The organism is Bacillus sp. Medicinal_06 (genome assembly GCF_056711665.1).
The window spans coordinates 576,042-588,546 of the sequence record NZ_JBWYHD010000002.1; the positions used below are offsets into that span (position 1 = coordinate 576,042).

The window sequence follows — 12,505 nt, forward strand, 5'->3', positions numbered from 1 at the left end:
CAGACAACCGTGTAGTGAAGAAAGGGGCATATGAAAAATGAACTATGCAAAATTAATTGATCACACATTATTAAAACCGGATACAAAAAAAGAAGCAATTGTTACATTATGTGAAGAAGCAAAAAAACACGACTTTGCATCTGTATGTGTAAACCCTACTTGGGTTGAAACGGCAGCTGAATTATTAAAGGGTACAGATGTAAAAGTTTGTACAGTAATCGGATTCCCACTTGGGGCAAATACACCAGAAACAAAAGCATTTGAAACAACAGATGCAATTGCAAAAGGTGCAACAGAAGTTGATATGGTAATTAACATTGGTGCACTAAAAGATAAAAATGATGAATTAGTAGAGCGCGACGTTCGTGCAGTTGTAGAAGCTGCCAAAGGAAAAGCGCTTGTGAAAATTATTATTGAAACATGTCTATTAACAGAAGAAGAAAAAGTTCGAGCTTGTGAATTGTCTGTAAAAGCAGGCGTAGATTTCGTAAAAACATCAACTGGATTCTCAACGGGCGGAGCAACAGTAGAAGATGTAGCGTTAATGAGAAAAACAGTCGGACCGGAAATCGGCGTGAAAGCTTCAGGTGGTGTTCGTAACGGACAAGATATGGATGCGATGATAGAAGCGGGAGCAACGCGTATTGGTACAAGTGCAGGCGTAGCACTGGTAAGTGGAAAAACAGCAACAACTGATTATTAATATAAAAGCGGAAGCGATTCGTTTAGAACATGAGGACGTTGGAACTCTTTCCTACGAGGCGCTTTTTGCCCCGTAAGAAAGAGTGGAACGACCGATTGTTCTAGTCGCTGGAGCTGGATAAAATAAAAGCGGAAGCGACTCGTTTTTGTCTCGACTGAGGGGCAAAATGTTCGGTATTCTTTTATAAATTTATTCGTTTAAAAAGTAAAAAATAATAGTTGTAACACGTAATTTAAATAGATTTTGGAAAAAGGAAGAGCACCTACTCTTCTTTTATTCTGTCAAATAGTTGACCTGAAGTGACAAAATGTATTATAATCGTAAAAGACATGCTGAAGAAGTGTTTCTTTTTGCATGCTGAAGTTAGTATGTAAGTGTGATGTTTCGGAGGGAGGGAAAGAGAATGTCAAAAACAGTCGTTCGTAAAAACGAGTCTTTGGAGGATGCACTTCGCCGTTTTAAAAGATCGGTTTCTAAAACTGGTACACTTGCTGAAGCAAGAAAGCGCGAGTTTTATGAAAAACCAAGTGTAAAACGTAAGAAGAAATCTGAAGCGGCAAGAAAGCGTAAATTCTAAGAGAGGGTGTAAGTTATGAGTCTTCTCGGTCGTTTAAACGATGATATGAAACAAGCGATGAAGAATAAACAAAAAGAAAAATTAACCGTCATTCGTATGGTTAAGGCTGCTTTGCAAAATGAAGGAATTAAACTGCAACAAACTCTTACTGAAGAAGAGGAATTAACAGTTTTAACTCGTGAAGTAAAACAGCGTAAGGACTCCCTCCTTGAATTTAAAAAAGCGGGTCGTGATGACCTTGTTGATAAACTGCAAAGTGAAATTCAGATTTTAGACACGTATTTGCCGGAGCAATTAACAGAGGAAGAACTTGCGGGCGTAATTAAGCAAGTTATTGCTGATGTTGGTGCTGCTTCTAAAGCAGATATGGGTAAAGTGATGAGTGCTGTTATGCCGAAAGTAAAAGGTAAAGCAGACGGATCGCAAGTGAATAAGCTGGTTGCACAGCTATTAGCATAAAAAAGCGTCTCATGAGAAATGAGACGCTTTTTTATGCTTTTTTCTGTTTGGACGTGATATTACAAGCTCTTTTTTCATACATATGGGATGAGAGGGGGTCTTGGAGATGAAGAAATTGGTGCAAATGAAAAATTGGCTCACGAAGCAAATAGACCTACCAGTGGATGTACTAATGGATCTACCTCGTATTACCCTTGTCGGGCAAGTACATATTTATATAGAAAATCATCGAGGGTTATTAGTATTTACAGATAAAGAAGTGCGGTTGTTATTGAAGCATGGTCAATTATTAATAAAGGGACAATCATTTGTTATTAAAACAATTCTTCCAGAGGAGCTTTTGTTGGAAGGGGTTATTGAACAAGTAACGTTTTTAGAAGATGAGAAGAAAGATAACTCATAATGAAACTTCCATTCGTGAAGTTTTTCTTCTTATTTCGTTTCGTACGAGCTATTTGAATGATAAACGGTGAGGAAAGCACTGAGTAGAGTAGTGACGTAACACCTGTGCTTTTTGAGAAAGGTAGTGGGGCGAACGATGAAAAATCAATGGTTTACCCGGTGGATTGGGTATGTAAAAGTTCGAATTGAAGGTAGAGGAGTGGAACGATTTATTAATGAGTGTGTACGCAGAAATTTGCTTGTATGGGATGTAAAGAAGATTACAGAGGATACATTAGTATTTTGTATGTTACTTCGTGATGTAAAGCGACTGAGACCTATCTATCGGAAAAATGAATGTAAACTATACTTTATTGGGCGTTTCGGCTTTCCGTTTTGGAATAAGCGTTTGCTCAAGAATAGTGGTTTTTTAATCGGATTTCTTATCTTTTTTTTCGGTATAATCGCTTTATCAAATATGGTTTGGAAAATTGAAGTTACAGGGGCAAAACCGGAAACGGAATATATTCTTATGAAAGAATTGGACAAAATGGGTATTAAAAAAGGAAGACTGCAATTTCAAATGCCTAGTGTAGAGGATGTTCAGCGTCATTTAACAGATAATATTAATGCCATTACGTGGGCGGGTCTAGAAATAAAGGGGACAACATATCATTTTAAAATCGTTGAAAAAAATGAGCCGGAGAAGGAAAAAGAGCGAAAACCACAAAATTTAGTTGCAAAGAAAGAGGCAATTATCACTAAGACATTTGTGGAAACCGGAAAACCAGTTGTAATGAAAAATGATTATGTGCAAAAGGGACAACTTCTTGTGTCGGGGATGTTTGGAAAGGAGGATAATCCAACAATTGTTTCTGCTAAAGGAATTGTATATGGAGAAACGTGGTATGAATCAGAGGTGACAGTTCCTTTAAAAACAACGTTTCAAGTATATACAGGAAATTCATATAATGAGCATTATCTTCGTCTTGGAAGTGTTAAAATAAAAATATGGGGATTTCAGCATGATAAGTATAAGCGCTCTCGTACTGAAAATGTTAAACACGATGTGAAGCTACTCGGTTTTACATTACCTATTTCTTATGAAAAGGAAATTGTTCGCGAAGAGGAAGAAGCGAACCGTGAATATACAGACAAACAAGCAATGCGAGTAGCGAGAGAAATGGCTGAAAAAGAACTGAAGAAAAAATTGGATGAACATGCTATGATTGTAAGTGATAAGATTTTGCATAAAGAGGTTGAGGCGAATCAGTTAAGAGTAACATTACATTATACAGTGATTGAAAATATTGCAGAGCCACAACCGATATCCGAATCCGACATTCAAGGAGACTGAGTAATGGCAGAACAATTAGTAGAAATGAATCAACAAGTGGAAAATCATAATGAAGCAATTGCTCTATTTGGAGTGAATGATGCGCATTTAAAAGTAATTGAACGAGAACTTGCCGTATCTATTGTAACGCGAGGTGAATCTGTCCGTGTATCTGGAACAGATGAAGCAGTGGCGCTTGTTGAAAAAATCTTACAGCAATTACTTGCTGTTATTCGTAAAGGTGTATCAATCTCTGAGCGGGATGTTGCATATGCAATTCAGCTTGGCCGTCAAGGAAAAATAGCTCATTTTGAAGAGCTATATGAAGAGGAAATTTTTAAAACAGCAAAGGGTAAATCCATCCGTGTAAAGACGATGGGACAAAGGCAGTATATTCATGCGTTGAAGAAGAATGATATTGTATTTGGAATAGGTCCTGCTGGTACAGGGAAGACCTATTTAGCTGTGGTAATGGCTGTGCGAGCTTTAAAGCAAGGGTATGTAAAAAAGATTATTTTAACAAGACCAGCTGTAGAAGCAGGTGAAAGCTTAGGTTTTTTACCAGGGGACTTAAAAGAGAAAGTAGATCCTTATTTACGTCCTTTATATGATGCGCTTCATGATATTCTTGGGCAAGAGTATACGCAACGTATGATGGAGAGAGGGACGATTGAAATTGCGCCTCTTGCATATATGAGAGGGCGAACGCTGGATGATTCTTTCGTTATTTTAGATGAAGCTCAAAATACAACAGGTGCTCAAATTAAAATGTTTTTAACTCGCCTAGGTTTTAGTTCAAAAATGGTGGTTACTGGTGATCCATCGCAGGTTGACTTACCGAAGGGGGTAAAGTCAGGACTTTCAATTGCTGCACATGTTCTATCAGGTGTATCGGGGATTTCATTTGTTAAATTAGATCAATCTGACGTTGTAAGACATCCACTTGTGCAGCGGATTATCGAGGCATATGATAAAATGGAATGATCCTATTTGTAAGGATCATTTCTTTTTGTATGATAGATGAAAGGGTTGGCGAATAGCTTATTTTTTACTATCATTAGAGGATGGACAAGTAGATTTATGTATTTGTGATTGTGAATCATTAGTAGAGCTGAAGAAAACTCTCGATTGATTCAAGTTTCACTTTATGTCTGGAGAGGAGAAGGTATTGAAATCATGTCAAGATCTCAAGAAATTTCTAGGTGGTTTCGTAACATACAACATTCGAAAAAATTAAGCTGGATTTCTTATATTTTATTAGGAGCGGTACTGTTTTTTGCACTTATGAACAATGTGAAACCAGAGCAACTAGATGTTAAAATGCTATCTATTTCTAAACAAACAATCCACTCTCCTATCAAAATCGAAGATAAAGTAACGACGGATAAAAAGAAGAGAGAAGCTGCTCAAAAGGTTGAAGACCAATATACATATCGAAGTGAATACAAGCAAAATAAAGTAGATATTGTAAACTCTGTCTTTGGTGCGATAGAAGAAGTGGAAGCTGAGACGAAGGCTGCCGGTCCTGATGAACAGAAAAAGATTTCTGCTGCGGAACGATTAGAAAAGCTAAAAAAGAAATTGCCTACGGATTTAACAAAAAGTTTATCTGATTCTGTACTGTTACAGTTGGTGAACGCTGAACAGGATCAATTGACGTTGGCAAGGGATGCTGTTGTGACAGCAATCAATAATATTATGAGTACGCATATTAAAATGAATGAGGAAAATGAAGCGAAAGAGCGCTTTGTTAATGAAATACGTAATGTTAATGTGAATAGTGATTTAAAAGAAGCGCTTAACACGCTTGGGAAATATGCAATTGAAGCGAACTATTTCTATGATTCAGTTGCTACAAAAGAACAAAAACAAAAGGCGATGGATGGGGTAGCGTCAGTGCATATTTTGCAAGGGCAAATTCTTGTTAAAGAAGGCGACACAATTACAAGAGAAGTATATGATCAGTTGAAATTAGTTGGACTTCTTGAACATGGAAATACATTCCAACCATTTGTAGGATTAGCAATTTTTATTGGTGTGCTCTTATTCTTCATGCATAAACAATTTGAATTGTTTTTAAAATTGAAAAGAGAAGAGAAACCATATATTTTAGCTTATACAACGATTGTAGCGATTACAGTTGTTTTGATGAAAATCATTAGTTTATTCCAAAAACTAGAATACGCTGGTATTGCATATATTGTTCCGGTTGCGATGGGAACAATACTTGTAAAGTTAATGATTGGCGATCGTTTCGTTTTTATTACAAGTGTGATTTTTTCTGTATGCAGTAGTATTCTGTTTAACGAAGGTGTAACGAGCACACTGAACTATAATGTAGGTATTTATGTTTTACTAAGTTCTTTATCTGTTAGCATCTTTTTGAGAGAAAAAAATCGACGTACGATGATTTTACAGGCGGGTATCCTTGTTTCTGTTTTAAATGTAGTTGTATTAGCTGCGTTGTTACTCTTACGAAATGGTAATTTTTCACCACTTGAAATTGGCTCGCAGCTACTAATGGCGGCAGCTTCTGGGATTATTTCTTCCATTTTAGCCATGGGAATTTTACCATATTTAGAAAGCGGTCTTGGAATTGTATCAAGTATGAAACTTATGGAGCTTTCAAGCCCAAATCATCCGCTCCTTCGAAAAATTTTGTTAGAAGCACCGGGAACATATCACCATAGTGTTATGGTTGCTAACCTTTCTGAAGCGGCTTGTGAGGCTGTTGGAGCGAATGGAGTTTTAGCGCGTGTTGGTGCGTATTACCATGATATTGGAAAAACGTTGCAACCTCATTTCTTTATAGAAAATCAAATGGGGATTGAAAACCCGCATGATAAATTAGATCCTGAAACGAGTAGAGATATTATTATTGCTCATGTGACAAATGGAGTAAGGATGTTAGAAGAACATCATATTCCGCAAGAAATTATTGATATTGCAGGACAGCATCATGGAACGACATTACTCAAATATTTTTACTATAAAGCAATTAAAGAAGATAAAGAGAAATATACAGAAGAAATGTTCCGTTATCCAGGATCAAAAGCGACTTCAAAAGAGTCTGCAATTGTTGGGATTGCGGATAGCGTCGAAGCGGCAGTGCGTTCTATGAACCATCCAACACCAGAACAAATTAATAATTTAGTACAAAGTATTATAAAAGATCGCCTGCAGGATGGACAGTTTAGTGAATGTAATTTGACATTTAAAGAATTACAAATTGTTGGGAAAACTTTATGTGAAACGTTAAATGGTATTTTCCATTCTCGTATTAAATATCCGGAACCACCGGAAGAAAAGGTGACAGAATGAGTTTATTAATAGATTTTTTTGATGAAACAGAAGAAGTGAAAGAAGAATATGTGAGTATGATTCGCAATCTTTTAGAGCAAGCTGCACGAATGGAGAACGTAGAAGACGGAACAGAGCTTTCTGTTACGTTTGTTGATAATGAACGTATTCAAGAAATTAATCGTGATTATCGCGATAAGGATCAACCGACAGACGTTATTTCTTTTGCAATGGAGGATATGGGAGAAGGTGAGATGGAGATCGTTGGCGTGGAAATGCCGCGTATGCTAGGGGATCTTATTATTTCTATTCCAAGGGCGAAAGAACAGGCTGAAGAATATGGACATTCTTTTGATCGTGAGCTAGGGTTTTTAGCGTTACATGGATTCTTACATTTACTTGGTTATGATCATATGACAGATGAAGATGAAAAAGAAATGTTTGGAAAACAAAAAGAAATTTTAGAGGCATTTGGATTAGGTAGATGAAAAAAGGAAAACTTATAAATAGTTTTGGATATGCTATAGCTGGTATATACTTTTGTCTTCGTCACGAACGCAATATGAAAATTCATTTTTGGGCCGCAGTTATTGTTATATGCTGCGGCTTTTATTTCCATGTAACGATAACGGAATGGCTCATATTACTCATTACAATTGGAATTGTAATGAGTTTGGAAATGGTTAATACGGCAGTTGAAAAAACGGTTGATTTAGCCACAGCGGATTTTAAAACATTTGCTAAAATTGCAAAGGATGTTGCTGCCGGTGCAGTGCTATTATTTACTATTATAGCTGTTATAATTGGTGCTATTATCTTTTTACCTTATATGGTATAGTTGCATTCCAAAGCTTTTGTTATGCTTTGGTAATGGTAAGAACGCCGTTAATGAAAGTTTCATTTTATCTTTTCACAATTGAAAGCGGAAAGGATGCGAGGGTATGAACAGCAAAGAATTAATTCAAGAAGCAATCGAAGCGCGTAAACAGGCGTATGTACCATATTCTAAGTTTCAAGTAGGTGCAGCATTATTAACGGAAGATGGAAAAGTATACCGTGGATGTAATGTTGAAAATGCATCATATGGATTATGTAATTGTGCAGAAAGAACGGCTTTATTTAAAGCGATTTCTGAAGGAGATAAAGCATTTGTAGCGATAGCGGTTGTGGCGGATACAAACCGGCCAGTACCTCCTTGTGGAGCGTGCCGTCAAGTTATGATAGAATTATGTAAACAGGATACGAAAGTATACTTATCAAATTTACATGGTGACATTCAGGAGACGACGGTCAGAGAATTGTTACCAGGAGCATTTTTAGCGGAGGATTTACATGAATAGAAAAGGTTATAAATCAGGTTTTGTCTCTATAATTGGCAGACCGAATGTTGGAAAGTCTACATTTTTAAATCGTATTATCGGTCAAAAAATTGCCATTATGAGCGACAAACCACAAACAACACGTAATAAAATTCAAGGTGTATATACGGAGAATGATTCACAAGTTATCTTTATTGATACGCCAGGAATACATAAGCCAAAGCATAAACTAGGCGATTTTATGGTGAAAATGGCACAAACGACATTAAAAGAAGTTGACATTGTTTTGTTTATGGTTAATGCAGCTGAAGGTTTTGGTCGTGGTGAAGAATTTATTATTGAAAAACTACAAGAAACAAAGCAACCGGTATTTTTAGTGATTAATAAAATTGACCAAGTTCATCCAGAAAAATTGCTGGAATTAATTGATCAATATCGTAAGCTGCATGAGTTTGCAGAGATTGTTCCGATTTCTGCATTAGAAGGTAATAATGTTGAATCGTTAATTGGAGCGATTAAAAAGTATTTACCAGAAGGGCCACAATACTATCCGGACAATCAAGTAACAGATCATCCTGAGAGATTTATTATTGCAGAACTGATTCGTGAGAAGGTGCTTCACTTAACACGTGAGGAAGTACCACATTCGGTGGCGGTTGTGATCGATGCGATTCAAAAACGTGAAGGCGGAGCCGTCTATGTAAATGCAACAATTATTGTAGAACGCCCGTCACAAAAAGGAATTATCATCGGAAAACAAGGGAAGATGCTAAAAGAAGTTGGGAAGCGAGCTCGTTTTGATATTGAAGCACTTCTCGGTTCAAAAGTATTCTTAGAAGTATGGGTAAAAGTACAAAAAGATTGGCGTAATAAAATGTCACAGCTTCGCGATCTTGGTTTCCGTGAAGATGAGTATTAATAGAAATTAGGAAAAATTTTTCTCACATGAAAATGGACAAAATGGGTCATTTTAATAACAACAAAAGAAATTGGTTTATATGCTACGCTTACTGAGAAAGGTGGATTCTTATGCTAGATTTTACCTGGAAGTTTTTCTCCAAGACAGGAAGCATTGAGACGTATTTGCTTTTGAAAGAAATGGAAAAAGACGTAAACGATGAGATGGATCAACATGAAGAGGAGCTAGCGCATCTAGATTCTCCAATTTCTTGACCCGTTTTGTTCAAACCTTGGATGGTGACGAACATGTTTCAAAAAGTTGAGGGAATTGTTATCCGGACAACTGATTACGGAGAAACGAATAAAATTGTTACGATATTCTCCCGTGAACTTGGAAAAGTAAGTGCAATGGCAAGAGGGGCGAAAAAACCGAAAAGTAGGTTAGCATCTATTTCGCAACTTATGACACATGGTCACTTTCTGATCCAAATGGGGTCTGGACTTGGAACTTTGCAACAAGGTGAAATCATTTCATCTATGAAAGAAATTCGTGAAGATATATTTTTAACTGCTTATGCATCATTTATCGTTGAATTGACTGATAAAGCAACTGAAGATAAGAAACATAATCCGTACTTATTTGAAATGTTATATCAAACACTGCACTATATGTGCGAGGGTGTTGATCCTGAAGTATTGTCATTAATTTATCAAACGAAGATGCTCCCAGTACTCGGGATGCATCCATACTTTGATACATGTGCAATTTGTCACCATGAAGCAGATTTTGTCGCCTTCTCTGTCCGAGAAGGCGGTTTTCTGTGCTCGCGCCATGCAGAGCAAGATCCATACCGTATTCCGGTAGGAGAGGCGGTTCATAAATTGTTACGTCTCTTTTATCATTTTGATTTAGCTCGCCTTGGTAATGTATCTGTCAAGGATGGAACGAAGCGGCAAATGCGTACAGTATTAAATGCATATTATGATGAATATTGTGGAATCTATTTGAAATCAAGGCGTTTTCTTGAGCAACTTGATAAATTTCAAATATAACGAGGACCATATACAGGTCCTTTTTACATACTTTCTTTTTCGAAAAGCATATTTAGTATATAATATTTAAGAGATAGTATAACTTTTTTCGTTGTGCATTGAAGGTGGTGATTATCATAGAACTGAATAAACGGCAAGAACATATCATTCAGATTGTAAAAGATCACGGTCCTATTACAGGGGAATCAATTGCGGCACAATTAAATTTAACGCGTGCAACGTTACGACCTGACTTAGCGATTTTAACGATGGCAGGTTATTTAGAAGCACGTCCACGTGTCGGTTATTTTTATACAGGAAAAACTGGGGGACAGTTATTATCAGAAGCTGTTAAGAAAGTTAAAGTACAAGATTATCAATCTAGACCGGTCGTAGTTGATAAAAATATTTCCGTATACGATGCGATTTGTACTATGTTTTTAGAAGATGTTGGTACTTTGTTTGTTGTAGAGCAAGCGACGCTTTTAGTCGGGGTGGTTTCTCGTAAAGATTTATTACGCGCAAGCTTAGGAAAGCAGGATTTAACATCGCTTCCGGTTAATATTATCATGACAAGGATGCCAAATATCGCAATGTGCCGTAGGGAGGATTCTCTATATGATGTTGCGATGGAATTAATAGAAAGACAGATTGATGCTGTACCAGTTGTGAAAGATACCAAACAAGGACTAGAAGTTGTTGGTCGAATTACAAAAACAAATATTACGCGTGCATTTGTAAATTTAGTAAACAATGAATAAGTGTAATTTGTTTAAAGTGAGGTAATGTAATGGATAATAAAATCGTATATGTCGTATCTGACTCTGTTGGAGAGACGGCTGATTTAGTTGTTCGAGCTGCAATGGGACAGTTTCCATTCGCTCCTGATATTAGACGTGTACCCTATGTGGAAGATGCGGGGACATTAAAAGAAGTAATTTCAATTGCAAAGAGTAATCAAGCACTTATTTGTTTTACATTAGTGAAACCAGAAATGCGTCAATATATGCTAACGGAAGCGGCAAAAGAGGGAGTAGAGGCCTATGATATCATTGGTCCTCTTATTGATCAAATTGAGGAGATTACAGGACAAGTTCCAAGGTATGAACCTGGCGTTGTACGTAGATTAGACGAAGAATATTTTAAAAAGATTGAAGCAATCGAGTTTGCTGTGAAATATGATGACGGTAGAGATGCACGTGGGATTTTAAAAGCGGATATCGTTTTGATAGGAGTATCACGTACTTCAAAAACACCGCTTTCCCAATATTTAGCTCATAACAAGCGATTGAAAGTTGCGAATGTGCCACTTGTACCAGAAGTGGATCCGCCTGAAGAATTATATCAAGTTGCAAAAGAAAAATGTTTCGGCTTGAAAATTACACCGGATAAGTTAAATCACATTCGAAAAGAACGATTAAAATCACTTGGGTTAAGTGATGGAGCAACATATGCGAACATCAATCGTATTAAAGAAGAAATTGATCATTTTGAGAAAGTGGTAAACAAAATAAACTGTCAAGTTATTGATGTATCAAATAAGGCGATTGAGGAAACAGCAAATATTATTGTGAATGCAGTGCAAAACCAAAAAATGTTTTAGCACATTTACCAAAGGTGAATGTGCTTTTTTCGCTCGAGATAAAGTGAAACTTTAATCAGTGTTTTTTCATCCTCACTACTTATTAGTTCTTGCCAATCGGGCTTTTACAGACAGTTTATTTCTCGTCTAATTTTTTTATTCTACTTGGATTTTGAAGTGGAGTACTACACCTATAAATAGCTGGGTGAAATTTTAAAGGATATGTAGCGAAGTTAGAGAAAATATATTATAATAAAAAATTGTGATAAAAAGGTACATTTTACGTTTAGACTTTAATTTTTCAGAATAAACTAGGGATAGGATTTACGAAAAAGGTATACATTTACGTAAAATCGACAAAAATCTGAACAAGAAAACGCACATTATGGAAGGATTCACAGAAGGGATGTAGAATACAGAAATATGCAAAACATCAGGAAGATTCTAGTTGATGCAGATGCATGTCCTGTGAAGGATGAAATTGTGCGAGTTGGAACAAAATTTCATGTCGAAATTTTGTTTGTCGCATCCTACGCCCATCGTTCGAGAAAACAGCAAGGAAATTGGATATATGTAGATTCTGAACAAGATGAGGTGGATTTTTATATTTATAAACACGCCAAAGCTTCAGATCTCGTGATCACACAGGATATGGGACTTGCTGGTCTTCTTGTAAAAAAAGGAGTATATGTATTATCTCCACGAGGTACATTTGTGACTGATGAGCAAATGGATACAATTTTATATAGTAGATATGTATCTGCGAAGTTACGCAGACAAGGGACCTATACAAAAGGTCCAAAATCATTTTCACTGCATGATCGACAATGCTTTTTAACAAATTTAGAAAAAATATTGTCGAATTATAAAGGAATCCTTTAATTTGTATCGAATACAAAATACGACACGGAGATGG

The 12,505-nt window shown here is 36.5% G+C and carries 16 protein-coding genes; all 16 read left to right on the forward strand.

Annotated features, from left to right (window positions below):
* Positions 1–37 precede the first annotated feature (37 nt).
* The 16 genes from deoC to AC1M36_RS06645 all read left to right on the forward strand — a co-directional run bounded on the left by deoC (position 38) and on the right by AC1M36_RS06645 (position 12,471).
* Positions 38–703 (forward strand): deoxyribose-phosphate aldolase, encoded by a 666-nt coding sequence (deoC, locus tag AC1M36_RS06570; RefSeq protein WP_336450137.1) that lies wholly within the window; start codon positions 38–40, stop codon positions 701–703.
* A 403-nt stretch (positions 704–1,106) separates the two neighbouring features.
* A complete protein-coding gene (rpsU, locus tag AC1M36_RS06575) occupies positions 1,107–1,280 on the forward strand; it encodes a 30S ribosomal protein S21 (protein WP_000048061.1) in 174 nt (57 codons plus the stop codon).
* A 15-nt stretch (positions 1,281–1,295) separates the two neighbouring features.
* Entirely contained in the window at positions 1,296–1,739 is a 444-nt protein-coding gene (locus AC1M36_RS06580; protein WP_336450136.1) for a GatB/YqeY domain-containing protein, read from the forward strand.
* Between the two features lie 106 nt (positions 1,740–1,845).
* Positions 1,846–2,142: a sporulation protein YqfC gene (gene yqfC, locus AC1M36_RS06585; RefSeq protein WP_336450135.1), complete on the forward strand. Its 297-nt coding sequence runs from the start codon at positions 1,846–1,848 to the stop codon at positions 2,140–2,142.
* A gap of 135 nt (positions 2,143–2,277) precedes the next feature.
* On the forward strand, positions 2,278–3,477 hold the full coding sequence (gene yqfD, locus AC1M36_RS06590; protein ID WP_336450134.1) for a sporulation protein YqfD: 1,200 nt from the start codon (positions 2,278–2,280) through the stop codon (positions 3,475–3,477).
* Between the two features lie 3 nt (positions 3,478–3,480).
* Positions 3,481–4,440: a PhoH family protein gene (locus tag AC1M36_RS06595; RefSeq protein WP_336450133.1), complete on the forward strand. Its 960-nt coding sequence runs from the start codon at positions 3,481–3,483 to the stop codon at positions 4,438–4,440.
* A gap of 192 nt (positions 4,441–4,632) precedes the next feature.
* Complete coding sequence (locus AC1M36_RS06600; protein ID WP_431613249.1) at positions 4,633–6,777, forward strand: HD family phosphohydrolase; 2,145 nt, start codon at positions 4,633–4,635, stop codon at positions 6,775–6,777.
* Positions 6,774–7,244, forward strand: coding sequence for an rRNA maturation RNase YbeY (ybeY, locus tag AC1M36_RS06605; RefSeq protein WP_336450131.1), 471 nt, complete (start codon positions 6,774–6,776; stop codon positions 7,242–7,244). Before AC1M36_RS06600 ends, ybeY begins: the two co-directional genes overlap by 4 nt.
* Positions 7,241–7,594, forward strand: a complete 354-nt coding sequence (locus AC1M36_RS06610; protein WP_336450130.1) for a diacylglycerol kinase family protein — start codon at positions 7,241–7,243, stop codon at positions 7,592–7,594. Before ybeY ends, AC1M36_RS06610 begins: the two co-directional genes overlap by 4 nt.
* Before the next feature lie 103 nt (positions 7,595–7,697).
* Complete coding sequence (locus tag AC1M36_RS06615; RefSeq protein ID WP_336450129.1) at positions 7,698–8,096, forward strand: cytidine deaminase; 399 nt, start codon at positions 7,698–7,700, stop codon at positions 8,094–8,096.
* Complete coding sequence (era, locus tag AC1M36_RS06620) at positions 8,089–8,994, forward strand: GTPase Era (protein ID WP_336450128.1); 906 nt, start codon at positions 8,089–8,091, stop codon at positions 8,992–8,994. Before AC1M36_RS06615 ends, era begins: the two co-directional genes overlap by 8 nt.
* Positions 8,995–9,104: 110 nt before the next feature.
* Positions 9,105–9,248 (forward strand): YqzL family protein, encoded by a 144-nt coding sequence (locus tag AC1M36_RS06625; protein ID WP_000883924.1) that lies wholly within the window; start codon positions 9,105–9,107, stop codon positions 9,246–9,248.
* Positions 9,249–9,281: 33 nt separating this feature from the next.
* Positions 9,282–10,028 (forward strand): DNA repair protein RecO, encoded by a 747-nt coding sequence (gene recO / locus AC1M36_RS06630; RefSeq protein WP_479845666.1) that lies wholly within the window; start codon positions 9,282–9,284, stop codon positions 10,026–10,028.
* 107 nt (positions 10,029–10,135) lie between these two features.
* Positions 10,136–10,768 (forward strand): transcriptional regulator CcpN, encoded by a 633-nt coding sequence (gene ccpN / locus AC1M36_RS06635; protein ID WP_336450619.1) that lies wholly within the window; start codon positions 10,136–10,138, stop codon positions 10,766–10,768.
* A gap of 29 nt (positions 10,769–10,797) precedes the next feature.
* Positions 10,798–11,610, forward strand: coding sequence for a pyruvate, water dikinase regulatory protein (locus AC1M36_RS06640; RefSeq protein ID WP_336450126.1), 813 nt, complete (start codon positions 10,798–10,800; stop codon positions 11,608–11,610).
* A gap of 402 nt (positions 11,611–12,012) precedes the next feature.
* Positions 12,013–12,471, forward strand: coding sequence for a YaiI/YqxD family protein (locus AC1M36_RS06645; RefSeq protein ID WP_336450125.1), 459 nt, complete (start codon positions 12,013–12,015; stop codon positions 12,469–12,471).
* The last annotated feature ends 34 nt before the right edge of the window (positions 12,472–12,505 follow it).

Excerpts from the sequence above, each read along its gene's own strand:
- ybeY (WP_336450131.1), top strand. The coding sequence starts at position 6,774 with ATGAGTTTATTAATAGATTTTTTTGATGAAACAGAAGAAGTGAAAGAA.
- AC1M36_RS06595 (WP_336450133.1), top strand. The coding sequence starts at position 3,481 with ATGGCAGAACAATTAGTAGAAATGAATCAACAAGTGGAAAATCATAAT.
- AC1M36_RS06645 (WP_336450125.1), top strand. The coding sequence starts at position 12,013 with ATGCAAAACATCAGGAAGATTCTAGTTGATGCAGATGCATGTCCTGTG.
- AC1M36_RS06640 (WP_336450126.1), top strand. The coding sequence starts at position 10,798 with ATGGATAATAAAATCGTATATGTCGTATCTGACTCTGTTGGAGAGACG.
- AC1M36_RS06615 (WP_336450129.1), top strand. The coding sequence starts at position 7,698 with ATGAACAGCAAAGAATTAATTCAAGAAGCAATCGAAGCGCGTAAACAG.
- yqfD (WP_336450134.1), top strand. The coding sequence starts at position 2,278 with ATGAAAAATCAATGGTTTACCCGGTGGATTGGGTATGTAAAAGTTCGA.
- AC1M36_RS06610 (WP_336450130.1), top strand. The coding sequence starts at position 7,241 with ATGAAAAAAGGAAAACTTATAAATAGTTTTGGATATGCTATAGCTGGT.
- AC1M36_RS06600 (WP_431613249.1), top strand. The coding sequence starts at position 4,633 with ATGTCAAGATCTCAAGAAATTTCTAGGTGGTTTCGTAACATACAACAT.
- rpsU (WP_000048061.1), top strand. The coding sequence starts at position 1,107 with ATGTCAAAAACAGTCGTTCGTAAAAACGAGTCTTTGGAGGATGCACTT.
- recO (WP_479845666.1), top strand. The coding sequence starts at position 9,282 with ATGTTTCAAAAAGTTGAGGGAATTGTTATCCGGACAACTGATTACGGA.
- AC1M36_RS06580 (WP_336450136.1), top strand. The coding sequence starts at position 1,296 with ATGAGTCTTCTCGGTCGTTTAAACGATGATATGAAACAAGCGATGAAG.
- yqfC (WP_336450135.1), top strand. The coding sequence starts at position 1,846 with ATGAAGAAATTGGTGCAAATGAAAAATTGGCTCACGAAGCAAATAGAC.
- AC1M36_RS06625 (WP_000883924.1), top strand. The coding sequence starts at position 9,105 with ATGCTAGATTTTACCTGGAAGTTTTTCTCCAAGACAGGAAGCATTGAG.
- deoC (WP_336450137.1), top strand. The coding sequence starts at position 38 with ATGAACTATGCAAAATTAATTGATCACACATTATTAAAACCGGATACA.
- era (WP_336450128.1), top strand. The coding sequence starts at position 8,089 with ATGAATAGAAAAGGTTATAAATCAGGTTTTGTCTCTATAATTGGCAGA.